Below are 16,888 nucleotides of genomic sequence, written 5' to 3' on the forward strand. Positions count from 1 at the left end.
CCGCCATCGCCATGACCACCGTCACCATGGCCGCCATCGCCGTGGCCGCCGTCACCATGGCCACCGGTGCCGCCACCATTTCCGCCGTCACCGCCTGTGCCGGTTCCGCCGCTTCCAGTTCCACCGCTACCGGCTCCTCCGCCACCAGTTCCACCACTGCCAGTTCCGCCACTACCGGTCCCACCACTGCCAGTTCCGCCGCTTCCCGTCCCACCACTGCCAGTTCCGCCGCTACCGGTCCCACCACTGCCAGTTCCGCCACTACCGGTCCCACCACCGCCAGTTCCGCCGCTACCAGTTCCACCACTCCCGGTTCCGCCGCTACCAGTCCCACCGCTCCCAGTTCCACCACTCCCGGTTCCGCCGCTACCCGTCCCACCACTATTAGTCCCGCCTCCCGATCCCGCGCCTCCCTTCCCACCGCTGCCGCTACCCGTACTCCCAGCACCAAGCCCCGCCGCGCCGGAGTTAGTCCCGCCATTCCCGCCGCTCGCCGCATTGCCACCATTCCCGCCGCCATTGCCCGCAGCCGCAGCCCCTCCCGACGAGTTCCCATTTCCGCCGCCTTGCAAGCCCGCAGCCGATAGCGATCCGAACCCTTCCGCGGCCGCGGCGATTCCAATTCCGCCAGAGGTTACGAGGTCAGCGCTTTCCTCCTTGCAGCCAAGTGTGTCGAACGACGAACAATCAATCGGCAACGCTTGCGCAATCATGATCTTCCCCGGACCGGCCGACGGTGCCGCAGTCACCGCCTGATTCGTCTGCGCACCCGCCATCGCCGCATACAAACTCACGGCAACTGCAAATACAGCCCGGCGCGTCCCCAACGCCAGCACGTCCCCGTTTTGCTTTTTCATTTCATTTTCCTAACTATATCCCTTGAAAGACCGGCCTAGATAACGAGTGAATCTCTGTCACTGTTAAAAATGAAACTTCAAAACCCACTCGCCATTACCTCGCGTCACGCTGAAACCGCATGACGTCCGGCATTTCTCTCGCGGAAAACCCCGGTCCGATTCAACGTGTTTCGAGAAAAACGATTGGCTGTGTACGCACTGATTTTTCATATGACACAGCTGGGTCTGATGGACGTTGAAGTTATGCGGAGCACTGTTCAGTCACCGTGCGCTAGACCACGCAATGCGACATCTACGGCGCATTTGCGATTAATTGCGCGGCCGGATTGTCAAAGATCGTCAATTACCGCTTTTTATTAAGGCCCGGGAAATCATGTCATCCGATACGCACTCCCAACTATTATTCTCACCAGCGCTGGCATACTCACAGGACGAATTAAAGCGACACGATCGTTGCCTCAGAACGCCGAAAAGAAATGCTATGTGAGTCCCCGAACTTCCCCGAACATAAAAGAGCGACTGTCGAGGTGGGTGTGAGGGCAATCACACAGACAACACACCCCGTGTTTTTTAATCGGCGGAACGGCTGCCTGGCGATTCAGCGAGGCACTAAAAACATCAGATTAAAAACCGTGCCCCTGGTCGCAAACCGCCAAGAGAACGAAATGCCAGCTCATCGCGATGAGTGCCAATCCAGAAAGTGTCGCTGCGCAACCACCACGCCACCGCATAACCAACACTTCCTGGCAGCATCTTTTTCCGAAGCATTTCCACCATCCACGGGATCGAACCGGGCATCATCGCCGGCGGCTCCCGCGGATGCCTGTCGCGCGAGCCCTCGCGGACAATCGGTAAGAAACGCGGGTTTACCTTTGTTTGACTTCAGGGGGCAGGCTCGTTTACTGGACGCAAAACAACCTTTCAGGACACTTCCGATTTGCTCTCGGCAGCTGAATAGTGTTCTGCGAGCGTCTTCCACTATCTCAGGAGATGAGCCATGGTTAATGTGTCCAGCAGCGCCGTCGACGAATTGAAAACCGCCATCCGGGGCCAGGTGCTGCTGCCCGGCGACCCGAACTTCGATCAGGCGCGCAGCATCTGGAATGCGATGATCGACCGGCATCCGGCAATCATCTTGCGTTGCGCAGGCGTAGCCGACGTTCGCCAGGGCGTGGCCTTCGCGCGCGACAACGGTCTGCCGCTCGCGATTCGCGGCGGCGGCCACAACATTGGCGGCAGCGCATTGTGCGACGACGGTGTAGTGCTCGACCTGACGCAGATGAAATCGGTGCGCATCGATCCCGCGGCACGGCGCGCGTCTGTTGAACCGGGCGCGACGCTGCACGATTTCGACCATGAAGCGCAGGCGTTCGGGCTCGCCACTCCGCTCGGCATCAACTCGACCACCGGCGTCGCGGGCCTGACGCTCGGCGGCGGTTTCGGCTGGCTGAGCCGCAGATATGGCATGACGGTGGACAATCTGGTTTCGGCTGACGTCGTGACCGCGGAGGGCGAATTCCTCACTGCGAGCGCCGCTTCGCATGAAGATCTGTTCTGGGCCATTCGCGGCGGCGGCGGCAATTTCGGCGTCGTCACGCGGTTCGAGTTCGCGTTGCATCCGGTCGGACCGCTGGTCTACGGCGGCCTTGTCGTCCTGCCGCTCGCCCAGGCGCGGGACGCCCTGCTCAAGTACCGCGCGGCGAATGCCGGCATGCCGGAGGAACTGAGCGTGTGGGCAGTGCTGCGACTCGCGCCGCCGCTGCCGTTTCTGCCGCCCGAAGTACACGGCAAGCCGGTGATCGTGTTCGCGATGTGCTACAACGGCCCTGTTGAAAACGGGCCATCCGCGGTGGAATCGGTCCGCGCATTCGGAACGCCGCTCGGCGAACATCTCGGCCCGATGCCGTATGTCGCGTGGCAACAGGCGTTCGACCCGCTGCTCACGCCGGGCGCGCGCAACTACTGGAAATCGCACAACCTCGGCGAGATCCAGGACGGGCTCATCGACGCGCTGCTCGGCGCGATCGACAACCTGCCGTCGCCGCAATGCGAGATTTTCTTCGGACAGATCGGCGCGCAGACCCAGCGCGTTCCTGTCGAAGCCACCGCCTATTCGAGCCGCGACACGCTGTACGCGATGAACGTGCACGGCCGCTGGGACGATGCGAGCGACGACGAGCGCTGCATCGCCTGGGCTCGCGCGTTCTTCGACGCGGCGGCGCCGTTTGCGCTGGGCAGCGTCTACGTCAATTTCATGACGCAGGAAGAAGGCGGCCGCGTCGCCGAGGCGTACGGAGCGAACTACGAACGGCTGGTGACTGTAAAAAACCGCTACGATCCGCGCAACCTGTTCCGCTGCAATCAGAACATCCGGCCATCGGCGTAGTCATAGCAGCACGGGGAAACGGCGCGCGAATCGCGTGCCGATCCGCGTGCGTGCGGGTCCGGCACGCCGCGCCTGCTAAACCACGGGGGCAGGCACGCTAAATGCTGGTTACTAACCGACGCACGGCACGCCCTGCGTCACGATACGACCACTCGACTGGAAACGAGAACGCAGCCTCCATAACGTAAATAACGCATAAGGAAAACAATCATGCGCAGACGACAATTCATCATGACGACCAGCGCCGCTCTTGCCTCGGCGGGCCTTGGCCTCGCCGGCTGCACGACGACGTCGCCGTCCTCGAGCGCATCGCCTGCCGCCAACGCCGGCAAGCGCGACACCATCAACGCGGGGATCGATTCGACGCTTTCGCGTCTGTACGCGAACGTCACCGGTTCGCGCGAACTGGTGGCGAAAGCGCGCGGTGTACTGGTGTTCCCGTCCGTGATCTCGGCAGGCTTCTGGGTTGGCGGCCAATACGGCGAAGGCGCGCTGCGCGTGGCAGGCCGCACGGCCGGCTACTACAGCACCGCTGCGGGCTCGTTCGGTTTGCAGATCGGCGCGCAGTCCAAGGCGCTCGTGTTCCTGTTCATGACGCAAGAGGCGCTCGACAAATTCCTCGGCAGCCAGGGCTGGGCCGCCGGCGCGGACGCAACGGTTGCCGTGCTGAAAGTTGGCGCGAACGGCGCGGTCGACACGTCGACCGCCACCAGCCCGGTCGAAGCCTTTGTACTGACGAACGGCGGTTTGATGGCCGGCGTATCGCTCGAAGGCACTAAAGTCTCGCGCCTGATGATTTAAGCGCGCGGCCAAAACGCCACGCAGCCATCTCGCCGGCTGCGTGGCGTTTTTCTTTGGGCTAGACGCGCGACCACCCCTGCGCGCCGCCGCTCACCTCACGGCGCCCCTCACCGGTGAGTTTGACTGCCCTGCTGTAAAATCCAGCCTTTTCGCCATCTTGCCCGGCCATTGCTGCGCTTCAGGCCGAGACATTCACCTGTCCGAATTCGCGCGTTTCGCGTCCACGCACGCCGCTTGCCAGGACTCCCTCCTCGCTGAAGATGAACACCGCTCGTCCCACTCACGGCCGGCTTGCCGCGCTGCCCGATATCAAAAGCAATGTCCTCGCAGGACTGACCTCGTCTTTCGCGCTGGTGCCGGAATGCATCGCCTTCGCGCTGGTCGCCCACCTCAATCCCTTGATGGGTCTGTACGGCGCGTTCTTCATCTGCACCATCACGGCCCTGTTCGGCGGACGGCCCGGCATGATTTCCGGTGCCGCCGGTTCGATGGCGGTAGTCATCGTGGCGCTCGTCGTGCAGCACGGTGCGCAATATCTGCTCGCCACCGTGATCCTCAGCGGCATCCTGATGGTGCTGTTCGGCGCGCTGCGGCTCGGCAAACTGATCCGCATGGTGCCGCATCCGGTCATGCTCGGTTTCGTGAACGGGCTCGCGATCGTCATCGCGACCGCGCAGCTCGCGCATTTCAGGCAAAGCACGCCAGAAGGCGAACAATGGCTGCACGGCAGCGCGTTGCTGATGATGAGCGGACTCGTCGCGCTGACCATGGCGATCGTCTATCTGCTGCCGCGGCTCACGCGTGCGGCCCCGCCTGCTTTGGTGGCGATCGTCGGCGTCGGCCTGTTCACGCAGTTGCTGCACCTGCCCACGCGCACGCTCGGCGACATGGCGCATATTGCGGGCGGCCTGCCGCTTTTGCGCATGCCGGAGGTCCCGCTGAATCTTGAGACACTGCATGTGGTGCTGCCCTACGCGGTGCTGATGGCGATCGTCGGTCTGCTGGAAACGCTGCTCACGTTCAATCTGACCGACGAGATCACCGAAACGCGCGGCCAGCCGAACCGTGAATGCCTCGCGCTCGGTGCCGCGAATATCGCCTCGGGTCTGTTCGGCGGCATGGGCGGCTGCGCGATGATCGGCCAGACGATGATCAATCTCAATTCGGGCGGCCGTTCGCGTCTGTCGGGGATCGTCAGCGGCGTGATGATCCTGATGTACATCCTGTTCCTGTCGCCGTTGATCGAGCGCATTCCGCTGGCGGCGCTGGTCGGCGTGATGTTCGTGGTGGCGCAGCACACTTTCGCGTGGGGCTCGCTGCGGGTGCTGGGCAAGGTGCCGCGCAACGACGCGCTGGTGATCGTGGCGGTCACCATCATCACCGTGTTTTCCGATCTGGCGATCGCCGTGCTGTGCGGCATCGTGATCGCCGCGCTCAATTTCGCGTGGCAGCACGCCCGCGAAATTCATGCGCATGTCGAAGATCGCGCCGGTGACAAGATCTACGCGCCGCGCGGCACGCTGTTTTTCGCGTCGACCGCCCGTTTTCATGAGCTGTTCGACCCGCTGCAAGATCCCGAGCGCGTCACGGTCGACTGCCGCGATCTGCTGCTGGCCGACCATTCCGCGCTCGCGGCGCTGCAAGGCCTCGTCGAGCGCTATCGAAAAGCCGGCAAACAATTGCGCATGAAGAATCTGTCCGAGCGCAACCAGCGTCTGCTGAGCCGCGCCGGTATCGCATTGGCGTGACGACGTGCCCGCCTCGCCCAACGGCGGGCTTTCGGTCAGCGGCCTTCCGGTAGCGTGAATACGGCGATTGCCGCGCTAAGCTGGCCGGTCTGCGCTTTGAGCACATCCGCGGACGCACTCGCCTCCTCCACCAGCGCCGCGTTTTGCTGGGTCGTCTGATCCATGCTCGCCACCGCGATGTTGACCTGCTCGATGCCCGAGCTTTGCTCCACCGAAGCCGCGCTGATCTCGCCCATGATGTCCGTCACGCGACGCACCGCCTGCACGACTTCCTGCATGGTTTCGCCAGCGCGGCTCACGTACTGCGAGCCGCCTTCGATCTGCGCGGCCGACTCTTCGATCAGCGCCTTGATCTCCTTGGCCGCCGCCGCGCTGCGTTGCGCGAGGCTGCGCACTTCGCCCGCCACCACCGCGAAGCCACGCCCTTCCTCACCGGCGCGCGCCGCTTCGACGGCCGCGTTCAACGCGAGAATGTTGGTCTGAAACGCAATGCCTTCGATCACGCCGATGATGTCGCCAATCCGATGCGACGACTGCGAAATGCCGCGCATCGTCTCGACTACCTGACCGACCACTTCGCCGCCGCGCGCTGCTGTCTCCGATGCGTTATGCGCGAGCTGGCTCGCTTGCTTCGCGTTGTCGGCGTTCTGCTTCACGGTCGCGGTGATCTGCTCCATGCTCGACGCGGTTTCGCCGAGCGCCGTGGCCTGCTGTTCGGTCCGGCGCGACAGATCCGCGTTGCCGGCGGCAATTTCGTTGGACACCGTCGAGATCAGCGTCGCGCCGCCGCGAATCTGCGCGATCGCTTGCGCGAGGCGCTGCTGCATGCGCCGCATGGCGGCGAGCAGGCTGGCTTCGTCGCCCGCCTTCGTTTCGACGACCAGGTCGAGCTCGCCGTCGGCGATGCGCGCGGCGATCTGCGCCGCGTAGGCCGGTTCGCCGCCGAGTTGCCGCAAGATACTGCGCAGGATCACGCCGATCACGAGCGACACCACCAGACACAGCATCAGCGCGGCGCCCACGTACTGGATCAGCGTCGTGTAGAACGCGGCGTCGATATCGTCGGTGAATACGCCGGTGACGATCGTCCAGGCCCATGGTTTGTAGAGGCGCACGTAGTTGACCTTCGGCGCCATCTGGTTGGAGCCGGGCTTCAGGAACTGCAGGTGGATGAAGCCTTCGCCTTCGCGCTGGGCGAGATCGGAGCCGTCCTTGAACACGTGGCGCCCTTGCGGGTCGGTGAAGCCGCTCATGTCCTTGCCTTCGAGGTCGGCACGCACGCCGTGCATGAGCACACGGGCCTGCGCGTCTTCAATCACGAGATAGCCACCGGCGCCGTCGTAGCGCATCGCGCGCAGATCGGCCATCGCCGAGCGTTGCGCGTCGGCGAGCGGCATGGCGCCTGAGGCGACCAGACCGTTATAGCGGTCCAGCACGCTGTACGCGACGCTGACCACGCTCTTCAGTTCGGCCTGGCGGTCGGCGATCATCGTGTCGCGTGTCTTGAACGCGCCCCACAGGCCGATTGCCAGAATACCCATGCACATTACCGCTAGTGCGAGCCAAAGCCGCACCTTCAGGCGAAACCGTTCCATCTCCGTATCCCTTGTACTTGTTTGTCGACGCGCCGCCAGGGCGGACGCCCCGGCGATTCATGTCCATCTTCAGGATTAACGGCGGAGCGAGGGAAAACTTCAGGCTTTGCCGATCGGCGGCAGTCGCCGGGCCCACGCACGCACTTTGCCGGCGCTGCTCACGACATGCTCGACGCGGCGGCGCCGTCTGCCGATCCGATTTCGTGCACGCGGGCCAGGTGAGGCGTTACTCCGCCGGCAGCGTCAGCGCGGCGACTTCGCAGCGCGGCCACTGACGCAATACATCGGGCGCCAGCAACAGCTTGGCGGCCCGCACGCCAGCGCCCATGACGACTTGGGTTCGCTCCATGACGGCGGCGTCGACGAGAACGCGCCAGTCGGCCGGCAAGCCGAAGGCCGTGATACCGCCAAACTCCATGCCGCTATGCTCGACCGCCGCTTCCCGCTTGGCGAACGAAAGCCGCTGCGCGCCCAACGCCGCCTTCACCGCGCCGTTGATGTCGAGGCGCAGCGAACCCAGCGAGACCAGCGCGGCGTAATGTTCGGCGCCCTCTTTCTTGTAGCGGATCACGATCGTGTTCGCGCAGTCTTCCAGGCCGAAGCCGTAACGCGCGCTGAATTCGGCGGTATCCGAAGCGTCGTCGGTGACGGAGAAAACCGTCACGCCTTGGGCCGGCAATTGCTCTACGACATGCGCAGGTAGATGCGCGCCCAATTGTTCGGCGGGAATAATGTCCAACTGCTGTACGAGTTCGTGCGAGTGCATAGCGAGCAAAAGTGTATGGGGATCCCTCGGCATTCTAACGGCACGCCCCGCCCGAGGTGCGCGGGGTCCGCGCATGCCGCGGCCGCTTGTTATAGTGACAGGCACAAGGTTTGCGGAAGGCTTTCACGCGAAGACTGCGTCAAGGCTGCCTCAACGGTTCGCCCCCGCCCAACCGCCTGACGCGCGCGGCGCCTGTACCTTTTGAGAAACACGACCATGGACATCGACACGCTTTCCGCCGAGAACCTGCAATTGGTGGCCCGCAAGCAGGCCAACTGGGCCATCGGCGCCTTCAAACAGTTTGCCGAAGACCGCTGCGCGGCCATGGCGGCAAGCATCGCCTTCTATGCCGCGTTTTCGCTTGCGCCCACTCTGGTGATGGTGATCGCCGTGGCCGGCTGGTTCTTCGGCGCGGAAGCCGCGCGCGGCGAATTGTTCGACCACATTCACGGATTGCTCGGCGACCAGGCCGCCGCGGGCGTGCAAACCATCGTCGAAAATGCCCATCACAGCGGCAGCGCCGGCGGCATTGCGGCCATCATTTCGTTCACGATGCTGGCGATCGGCGCTTCGGCCACCTTTTCGTCGCTCAATAGCGCGCTCAATATAGTGTGGCCGTATACGGGGCCACGGTCATCGAGCGTGATCGCGCTGGTGCGTGTGCGCCTGATCTCGTTCGGCCTGGTGCTCGGCGTCGCGTTCCTGCTGATCGTTTCGCTGGTGCTCGACACGGTCATTACCTTCATCGGCAAGTGGCTGTGGGGCGACTCGCCGTATGTGGTGATCGGCAACCTGCTGCAACTCGGCGTCGGCCTGCTGGTGCTGGCCTTTGCGTTCGCCGGCCTGCTCAAGTTCCTGCCGGACGCTCGCGTGCGCTGGCGCGATGCGTTCGTGGGCGGGATCGTTGCCGCGGTGCTGTTTTCGGCGGGCAAAAAGCTGTTCGCGCTCTATATCGCGCACGCCGGGATGGCCAGTTCGTTCGGCGCGGCCGGCTCCCTCGCCGTGTTGCTGATGTGGCTGTATTTCTCCGCCGCCGTGCTGCTGCTCGGCGCGGAGTTTTCTGCGGCGCGCGGGCGTATGCTCGATCCGCGCGGAGGCTGGGGCATGCAGGACGACACGCCGCCCGGCAGCCGCGCCAAGCTGGCGTCGGTGCTGGCGGCATCGACGGTCGCCGCGCAAGCCGCGCCGCAAGTCGCGCGTGAGCGCACCGCTTCGAGCGACGCCGCGCTCGCGTGCGTCCAGTCTGACGCGACATCCGGCACGCTGACCGGCGCGACGCCGGCAGCGGCGCTTCGAGCTCGAGCGAGTAACAAGAAGTCGGCACGCGCGACGGCGGTCAAACTCGGCAGGACTGTCGTATCGGCCGAGGCGCAAGCCACTCGCATCGCCGCCGTCGCGCTGATCGAGGCCGGTCGCAAAGCCGTTGCGGCGGATCGCTACGTGAGGCGGCACCCGTGGACTTCGGTGCTGTTCGCCGCCGCTGCCGGGCTGACTGCGGCAACGGTCGCGCGGCGCAGCAACGGCGAACGCGACCCGAATCCCTAGGCCACGCGGTTGCAATCCGCCCCGCGCCGCGTGCTCCGCCTATGCGCCAGCGTGGTGCGCCTGACCACAGCGGGAGAGACCTGTCCAGCGCGTGCGTCAAGCGAAATGCATCGAAATTTTTACGTGTTTCCTACAAAGCGCCCCAAAAAAGTAGACGAGTTTCTTACGACAGACCTTCAAATAAGTGTCGAAAGTGAAGGTGCCAGAGCCGTCACTGTCAACAAAACAACAATAATGCTTGGTCAACGATTAAATGTTGCTGAAACGGAAATAATCGTTAACGCGCTTTAAATACAAGGCTTTGCGCGAGTTGTCAGTTTTTGGAGACAGTCTTTTTTTTCCAGTTCTAGCCGGTAGACCTCCTGCGCTATTCTCCTTCCCGCAACAACAAACTAATCATCTGCGTGGAGAAATGGATGAAACGAATCGCGCTGTCTACCCTCTCGCTGGCGCTCCTGAGCGTCACTGGCGTCGCTCATGCTCAAAGCAGCGTGACCCTGTACGGTTTGATCGATGAATCGATCCAGTACGCACACAACACGGTTGACGCTTCGGGCAAGAACTCGAACCAGGTCGGCCTGGTTGGCGGCAACCTGCAAGGCAATCGCTTCGGCTTGAAAGGCACCGAAGATCTCGGCGGCGGTCTGAAGGCGATTTTCCAATTGGAAAACGGCTTTGACATCAACAACGGCAAGCTGGGTCAAGGTGGCAAGATGTTCGGTCGTCAAGCCTACGTCGGCCTGACGGGCGACCAATGGGGTACGTTCACGCTGGGTCGTCAATACGACCCGCTCGTCGACCTGGTTCAGCCGCTGACGGCTGACAACTACTTCGGTTCGACCTTCACCACGCCGGGCGACGTCGACAACAACGACAACTCCTCGCGCACGAGCAGCGCCATCAAGTACACCTCGCCGGTGTGGGGCGGCTTCCAGTTCGAAGGCATGTACGCTCTGGGCGGCGTGGCTGGTGCAACGGGTTCGGGTCAATCGTGGTCGGGCGCTGCAACGTACGCAACGGGCCCGTTCAGCGTTGCTGCTGGCTACTTCCGCATGGACAACGGCAACACGCTGGCTAGCCGCACGTCGGCAGGCTCGGTGGGCTGGAATGGCAGCACGTCGGACGGCACGTTCGACAACCAGGTCAACGGCGCGTACGCGGCAGCCAAGTCGATCGGCATCGCTTCGGTCGCTGTGCAATACGTCGCAGGCCCGTTCACGGCTAACCTGCGTTACAGCAACGCACAGTACAAGCCGGACGCAAACTCGGGCTTCGGTTCGACCGAGAAGTACAACGTCGGTGGCGCATACCTGGGTTACCAGGCAACGCCGGCCATGCTGGTTGGCGTGGGCTACACCTACACGAAGGCTAGCGGCGATTCGAGCGCAACGTATCACCAGGTTTCCCTGGGCGGCGACTACAACCTGTCGAAGCGCACGGACATCTACCTGGTTGGCGCATATCAGCACGCAAGCGGCCAGCAACGCACCTCGGCCGGCACGCTGGTCGACGCAGGCGCTGCAATCGGTTCGTACGGCTACAACTCGGCTTCCAGCTCGCAAGAGCTGGTCAGCCTGGGCATCCGCCACAAGTTCTAATCGAACTTGACGGACTGCTGAAGCAGCACGCAGTTGAAGACCAGCCACAGGCGAAAGCCTGTGGCTGGTTTTTTTTCGCCCTGGCCCCGGTGATGCCGGCACGCGTGCCGCGTCAGCGCGATCGATCACATACTCGTGGATGCCCCGCTCGTCAGATGCGCGGCCATTACGCAGGTTGAAGCAAAAAAGGCCGCCAGCAGCCGGTTGGGGCTGCTGGCGGCCTCGCCATGTTGCGTCTCCCGCCCAAGCCAGCGGAAGCGGGTCATACGCCAGCAGCCTATTTGCGCTGCGACTTGCCCTTCTCGGCCTGCGCCAACGTCTGCGCGGGCCTCGCGTCGAGTTCATGCTCTATGCCATCCGCGCCGACCGGCGCGCGATACAGCACCAGTGCCCGCTCGCGTTGCAGCAGCGGCACGTTCGGCGAATCCTGCCAGTCCGGGTCGGGAATCTCGCCGAACACCTGGCGCAATCGCTCGCCCCAGGTGCGGTGAATCATCTCGAAGTACGCGTTGTCCTGATCGATCGAGACGAAGCGCGTGACGCGCAACGCGTCCTTCTGGTAGACCAGCAGATCGAGCGGCAATCCGACCGACAGGTTCGAGCGCAGCGTCGAGTCCATGGAGACGAGCGCGCACTTGGCGGCTTCGTCGAGCGGCGTGGAGGGCGTGAGCACGCGGTCGATGATCGGCTTGCCGTACTTGGCCTCGCCAATCTGGAAATACGGGTTCACCGCCGACGCCTCGATGAAATTGCCCGCGGCGTAAATCATGAACAGGCGCGGCCGGTTGCCCGCGATCTGCCCGCCGAGAATGAAGCTGCAATTGAAGTCGACGCCGAATTCCTGCAGCGCCTCGGCCTCGCGCTGATGCACGCACCGCACCGCGCGGCCGATCACACGGGCCGCGTCGGCCATGGTTGGCGCGTTCCAGAGCGTGGGCAGCGACGGATCCGCAGGCTCCGACAGCTCGTGCAAAACCGCCTGGGTGAGCGACAGATTGCCGGCGCCCAGCAGCACGAGCATGCGCTCGCCGGGCTGCTCGAACACCGACATCTTGCGCGCGGTGCTGATGTGATCGACGCCCGCATTGGTGCGCGTGTCCGAGAGGAACACGAGACCTTCGTCGACGGACATCGCGACACAATAGGTCATAAGAAAAGGTACCCGCAAAAAAACGACTGAACGGCGCTATTGTAATGCGGCTCGCATGCGCCGCCATTCCGTATAACGGCCTTGGGGGCCCAATCTGAATGGTTATGAGGCCTGGCGCTCACCAGAGCCTCTAGCGGCCTCTCGGGTCGTCGCCCCGTTCTTCCCGCTATTGCGGCTGTTGCTGCGGCTGTTGCGCACTGACCATGACGGACACTTTGAGCTGTTCCTCCAGCCCGCCGATACGGCGGCCGCGAACCGGCGCAGCCGACTCATAGTCGCGCGCGACGGCGAGGCGGCAGTAGATTTCGCTGGCAAACGCGGCATGCGTGACGTCGATGGAAATCCAGCCCTTGCCTTCGAGCCAGACGTCTACCCACGCGTGGCTCGCGGCATGCTCCACATCACCCGGCTCGATATAGCCGCTCACGTAGCGCGCGGGGATGCCACGCGCGCGGCAGCACGCCAGCATCAGATGCGCGTGGTCCTGGCACACGCCGTTGCCAAGCGCGAGCGCCTGGGCAGCCGTGCTGGTAACTTCCGTGACGCCCGGGTTGTACTTCACGCGCTGCACGATCTGTTCGGACAGCGCGATCAGGTTCGCCGAGTTTGCCAGGTTCGGCACCGATTCGGCCAGTTCACGCACCGCGGCATCGACCTCGGTCAGCCGCGTCGAGCAGGTGAAATGTTCGAGCGGAATCGGGCCGACAGCGTCGGGCAGATAGCCATCGACCAGCGGGATCGTGTCCACTTCGCCGGCCACGTGCAGACGGATCTCGCTATGCGGCTTGTTGATGACCAGCGTATGCAGCACGTTGCCGTAAGCGTCGAAGGTCGCGTCGAGCTTGCCCGGCGCGTCGATGCTCCAACGCCGCACGACCTGCGAGGCGCCGCTCGACGGCGTCAGCCGCAGTTGCTGGATCGAATAATGGACAGTCGCTTCGTAGCGATAGGACGTGTCGTGGCGGATCGTCAGGTACATAAAAAAACTCCGTCAGGCGACTGGCAGCATCAGGTAGGTACGCGCAACCAGATTGCCAAGCTCGAATACGCGAGCGAGGAACTGCGTCAGATAGGCGTGCAGGCCGGCTTCGAAAATCTGCCGGATGTCGGAGTACACGAGTTCGGCGCGCAGCTTGCCGGCGAACCGTTCGCACTGGTTCGAACCCGAGGTGCGCAGCATCGCGAGGTTCGCACAGACGCCTTCGAGCGACGCCAGCAGCGAACGCGGCATCTGCTGATTCAGGATCATCAGTTCGACCACGCGTGCCGGCGTGACGACGTCGCGATACACCTTGCGATAAATCTCCAGCGCCGACACCGAACTCAGAATCGACGTCCAGTAGTAGAAATCTTCGAGCTGGCGCGCGGCGTCGCGTGAATTCGGTTCGACGTCGGCAAAGCGCACGTCGAGAATCCGCGCGGTGTTGTCGGCGCGCTCCAGATAAGTGCCGAGCTGCGTGAAGAAGAACGCGTCGTCCTGTAGCGCGGTGCCGATCGTCACGCCACGCGAGAGGTGCGAACGGAACTTCACCCATTCGAACAAGGCGCCGGGATTGTTCGCCGCCTGACCGGACGAAATGCGCTCGTTGAATTCGAGCCACGTGTCGTTGATGGTTTCCCACCACTCGGTCGTCAACGTGCCGCGCACCGCGCGGGCGTTTTCGCGCGCGGCCTGCAAACACGAATGAATGCTCGACGGATTGGTCGAATCCGCCACCATGAAATCGAGCACGTGTTCTCGGGTCGGTTCGTCGTAGCGCTGCGCGAACGCGGTTTCGAGTTCGGAAATGCGCAGCACCGAGCGTTGCGCGCGCGCCTCCTGTTCGGGCGTCTGCGGCAACAGCAGCGCCTTCAGGTTGATGTCGAGCATGCGGGCGGTGTTCTCCGCGCGCTCCATGTAGCGGGCCATCCAGAAAAGGTGATCGGCGGTTCGGCTTAGCATGACGGCGTTCCGTATCTGATGACGCGAGACCTTGTCGAAGTAAAAGGCTCGCGCTGGTTATCCGTATGCGCCGGCGGCGTGCGTATTGCGTATTGCGTATTGCGTGCCGCCCCGGCGCGCTGGGTTGCAGGCGCGGTTGCGTGAAAACATCTGCAACCGCGAGCGGCAACCGCGTCAGTCGACCATCCATGTATCTTTGGTCCCGCCTCCCTGCGACGAATTGACGACGAGCGAACCCTCCTGCAACGCCACGCGCGTGAGTCCGCCGGCCACCATCGTGACGGTCTTGCCGGACAGCACGAACGGGCGCAAGTCGATATGGCGCGGCGCGATACCGCTTTCGACGAACGTCGGACACGCGGAAAGCGCCAACGTGGGCTGCGCGATATAGCCGGCCGGACGCGCAATCAGACGCTCACGGAACGCCTCGATTTCGGCTTTCGTCGAAGCCGGTCCGACGAGCATGCCGTAGCCGCCCGCGCCATGCACTTCCTTGACCACCAGTTCCGGCAAATGCGCGAGCGTATAGGCCAGATCGTCGGGCTTGCGGCACTGGAACGTGGGTACGTTATTGAGGATCGGCTTCTCGCCGAGGTAAAACTCGATCATTTCCGGCACGTACGGGTAGATCGATTTGTCGTCGGCGATACCGGTGCCCATGGCGTTCGCGAGCGCCACGCGCCCGGCGCGATACGCGGTCAGCAGGCCCGGTACGCCGAGCGCCGAGTCGTTGCGGAAGGCGAGCGGATCGAGAAAATCGTCGTCGACGCGGCGGTAGATCACATCGACGCGCTTCGGCCCTTGCGTGGTTCGCATGAACACATAGTTATCGTCGACGAAGAGATCCTTGCCTTCCACCAGTTCCACGCCCATCTGCTGCGCGAGGAAGGTGTGCTCGAAATACGCGGAGTTGTACATGCCCGGCGTGAGCACCACCACGACCGGATCGTCGACGCCTTCGGGCGCGACCGAGCGCAGCGTATCGAGCAGCAGATCAGGATAATGCGCGACCGGCGCAATGCGGTTCTGCACGAAGAGCTCAGGGAAAAGCCGCATCATCATCTTGCGGTTTTCGAGCATATAGGACACGCCCGACGGGACTCGCAGGTTGTCTTCGAGTACGTAGAACTCGCCTTCGTCGCCCGCGCGCACCACGTCGACACCGGCGATATGCGCGTAAACACCGAGCGGCACATTCACGCCCTGCATTTCAGGCCGATATTGCGCGTTGGTATAGACCTGCTCGGCCGGCACGATACCGGCACGCACGATATTGCGATCGTGATAGACGTCGTGGATGAACAGATTGAGCGCCTGCACCCGCTGGCGCAAACCGGCCTCCAGCGTCTGCCATTCGCCGCGCGGAATGATGCGCGGAATCAGGTCGAATGGGATCAGCCGCTCGGTGCCGGACAAGTCCCCGTTCACCGCGAAGGTGATGCCGACCCGGCGAAACAGCAGATCGGCTTCCGCACGCTTGCGTGCGATCGCCTCGTTGCCCTGCTCCACCAGCCATCGCTCAAAGCGCGCGTAGTGTGGTCGCACGGCATCGTCATGATGACGCATCTCGTCATAGCATCGCATGTCACGCCCCGCTCTTGTTGTCGGATAGAAGGCGAATGCGCTGCGCATTCGGTGTTCGACAATCGATCAAGCAAGCGCTATGCCATTGAGCTTTTCGCGTACTAAACACGGTGCATGCACGCGAACAGCGCATCCCGGCCGGCAAGGCTCCGCTGTCATCGTACTGCGGCGGCCCATGATGCGCTAGTACGGTGCATACGCAGCACCGCGGTGCGCGCTCAGGACAGTCCTCGGGCTCTCGCCCGGCTTCGCCTACGCCATGAACGCGCATAAAAAATCCCCGTGGATTCGCACCCACGGGGATTTCAGACTACATGCACTGCGGATCGTCCCGACGGAAATTTCCGCCGGGTGTCTCAAGCGTCAGCCATTGTTAAATACAACGCCAACGCGTGAAACGCGATCAGCCTGCAGCAGCGTCCTTCAGCTTCTTCAGCGGACGTGCCTTGATGCGCACGCTAGCCGGCTTGGCCGGGAACCAACGCTCTTCGCCCGAGAACGGGTCTTTGCCGAAGCGCTTCTTCTTCGCCGGCACAGCTTGCACGACGATCTTCAGAAGACCCGACAGCGTGAATTCGCCAGCACCCTTCTTATGCACGGCGCCGAGGATCGTGTCTTCGAGCGCGGCCAGAACAGCCTTGGCGGTCTTCGGTTCCACAGCAGCGCGTTCAGCGACGTGTGCAGCCAGCGAGGCCTTCGTGAAGGTGTCCTTGATCGGCGACGGAGCGCTGGACGCCTTCACGGCGACCTTCTTAGCTGCGACGGCCTTCTTCGCAGGAACTTTCTTTGCAGCAACCTTCTTGGTCGGTACCGGGGCAGCAGCCTTCTTGGCCACCTTTTTTGCGGAAGTCGGCATGTTTCTCCTACCTGTTGTGGTCAGTGAATTGCACGAAGCGCACACGACATGTGCACGCTT

The 16,888-nt window shown here is 63.2% G+C and carries 13 protein-coding genes; 5 read left to right on the plus strand and 8 right to left on the minus strand.

What is annotated here, in order from left to right; all coding sequences use genetic code 11:
* Window positions 1-352: hypothetical protein (locus tag P0D71_RS31035; RefSeq protein WP_408483417.1), on the minus strand; the 352-nt coding region annotated here is incomplete at its 3' end.
* A 1,502-nt stretch (window positions 353-1,854) separates the two neighbouring features.
* Between P0D71_RS31035 and P0D71_RS31040 the strand changes: the two genes are divergently transcribed.
* The 3 genes from P0D71_RS31040 (at window position 1,855) to P0D71_RS31050 (ending at window position 5,792) form a co-directional block, all read left to right on the plus strand.
* Window positions 1,855-3,243 (plus strand): FAD-binding oxidoreductase, encoded by a 1,389-nt coding sequence (locus P0D71_RS31040; protein ID WP_408300012.1) that lies wholly within the window; start codon window positions 1,855-1,857, stop codon window positions 3,241-3,243.
* 210 nt (window positions 3,244-3,453) lie between these two features.
* Entirely contained in the window at window positions 3,454-4,044 is a 591-nt protein-coding gene (locus P0D71_RS31045; RefSeq protein WP_091807092.1) for a BPSL1445 family SYLF domain-containing lipoprotein, read from the plus strand.
* A 260-nt stretch (window positions 4,045-4,304) separates the two neighbouring features.
* On the plus strand, window positions 4,305-5,792 hold the full coding sequence (locus P0D71_RS31050; RefSeq protein WP_408483418.1) for a SulP family inorganic anion transporter: 1,488 nt from the start codon (window positions 4,305-4,307) through the stop codon (window positions 5,790-5,792).
* Between the two features lie 35 nt (window positions 5,793-5,827).
* Here P0D71_RS31050 and P0D71_RS31055 read toward each other — a convergent pair whose 3' ends face one another.
* Entirely contained in the window at window positions 5,828-7,387 is a 1,560-nt protein-coding gene (locus P0D71_RS31055) for a methyl-accepting chemotaxis protein (RefSeq protein WP_091807089.1), read from the minus strand.
* Between the two features lie 226 nt (window positions 7,388-7,613).
* On the minus strand, window positions 7,614-8,153 hold the full coding sequence (locus P0D71_RS31060) for a YbaK/EbsC family protein (protein ID WP_408185169.1): 540 nt from the start codon (window positions 8,151-8,153) through the stop codon (window positions 7,614-7,616).
* 216 nt (window positions 8,154-8,369) lie between these two features.
* Here P0D71_RS31060 and P0D71_RS31065 point away from each other — a divergent pair, with 216 nt between their 5' ends.
* Both P0D71_RS31065 and P0D71_RS31070 read left to right on the plus strand, forming a co-directional pair.
* The gene (locus P0D71_RS31065) at window positions 8,370-9,698 is read left to right on the plus strand and encodes a YihY/virulence factor BrkB family protein (RefSeq protein ID WP_408483419.1); all 1,329 of its coding nucleotides are present in this window, start codon (window positions 8,370-8,372) and stop codon (window positions 9,696-9,698) included.
* 416 nt (window positions 9,699-10,114) lie between these two features.
* Window positions 10,115-11,296 (plus strand): porin, encoded by a 1,182-nt coding sequence (locus P0D71_RS31070; RefSeq protein WP_408185129.1) that lies wholly within the window; start codon window positions 10,115-10,117, stop codon window positions 11,294-11,296.
* A gap of 277 nt (window positions 11,297-11,573) precedes the next feature.
* Here P0D71_RS31070 and P0D71_RS31075 read toward each other — a convergent pair whose 3' ends face one another.
* From P0D71_RS31075 to P0D71_RS31095, 5 genes are all read right to left on the minus strand, one after another.
* Window positions 11,574-12,446, minus strand: coding sequence for a proteasome-type protease (locus P0D71_RS31075; protein ID WP_091807085.1), 873 nt, complete (start codon window positions 12,444-12,446; stop codon window positions 11,574-11,576).
* Between the two features lie 166 nt (window positions 12,447-12,612).
* A complete protein-coding gene (locus P0D71_RS31080) occupies window positions 12,613-13,425 on the minus strand; it encodes a transglutaminase family protein (RefSeq protein ID WP_408185128.1) in 813 nt (270 codons plus the stop codon).
* Window positions 13,426-13,437: 12 nt separating this feature from the next.
* Entirely contained in the window at window positions 13,438-14,388 is a 951-nt protein-coding gene (locus tag P0D71_RS31085) for an alpha-E domain-containing protein (protein ID WP_091807083.1), read from the minus strand.
* Between the two features lie 174 nt (window positions 14,389-14,562).
* Window positions 14,563-15,972, minus strand: coding sequence for a circularly permuted type 2 ATP-grasp protein (locus P0D71_RS31090; RefSeq protein WP_091807082.1), 1,410 nt, complete (start codon window positions 15,970-15,972; stop codon window positions 14,563-14,565).
* A 403-nt stretch (window positions 15,973-16,375) separates the two neighbouring features.
* Entirely contained in the window at window positions 16,376-16,828 is a 453-nt protein-coding gene (locus tag P0D71_RS31095) for an HU family DNA-binding protein (protein ID WP_007177969.1), read from the minus strand.
* Window positions 16,829-16,888: the final 60 nt, after the last annotated feature.

This window comes from Paraburkholderia sp. RL17-383-BIF-A, assembly GCF_046028015.1.
In the GTDB taxonomy this organism is placed as follows: Bacteria; Pseudomonadota; Gammaproteobacteria; order Burkholderiales; family Burkholderiaceae; genus Paraburkholderia.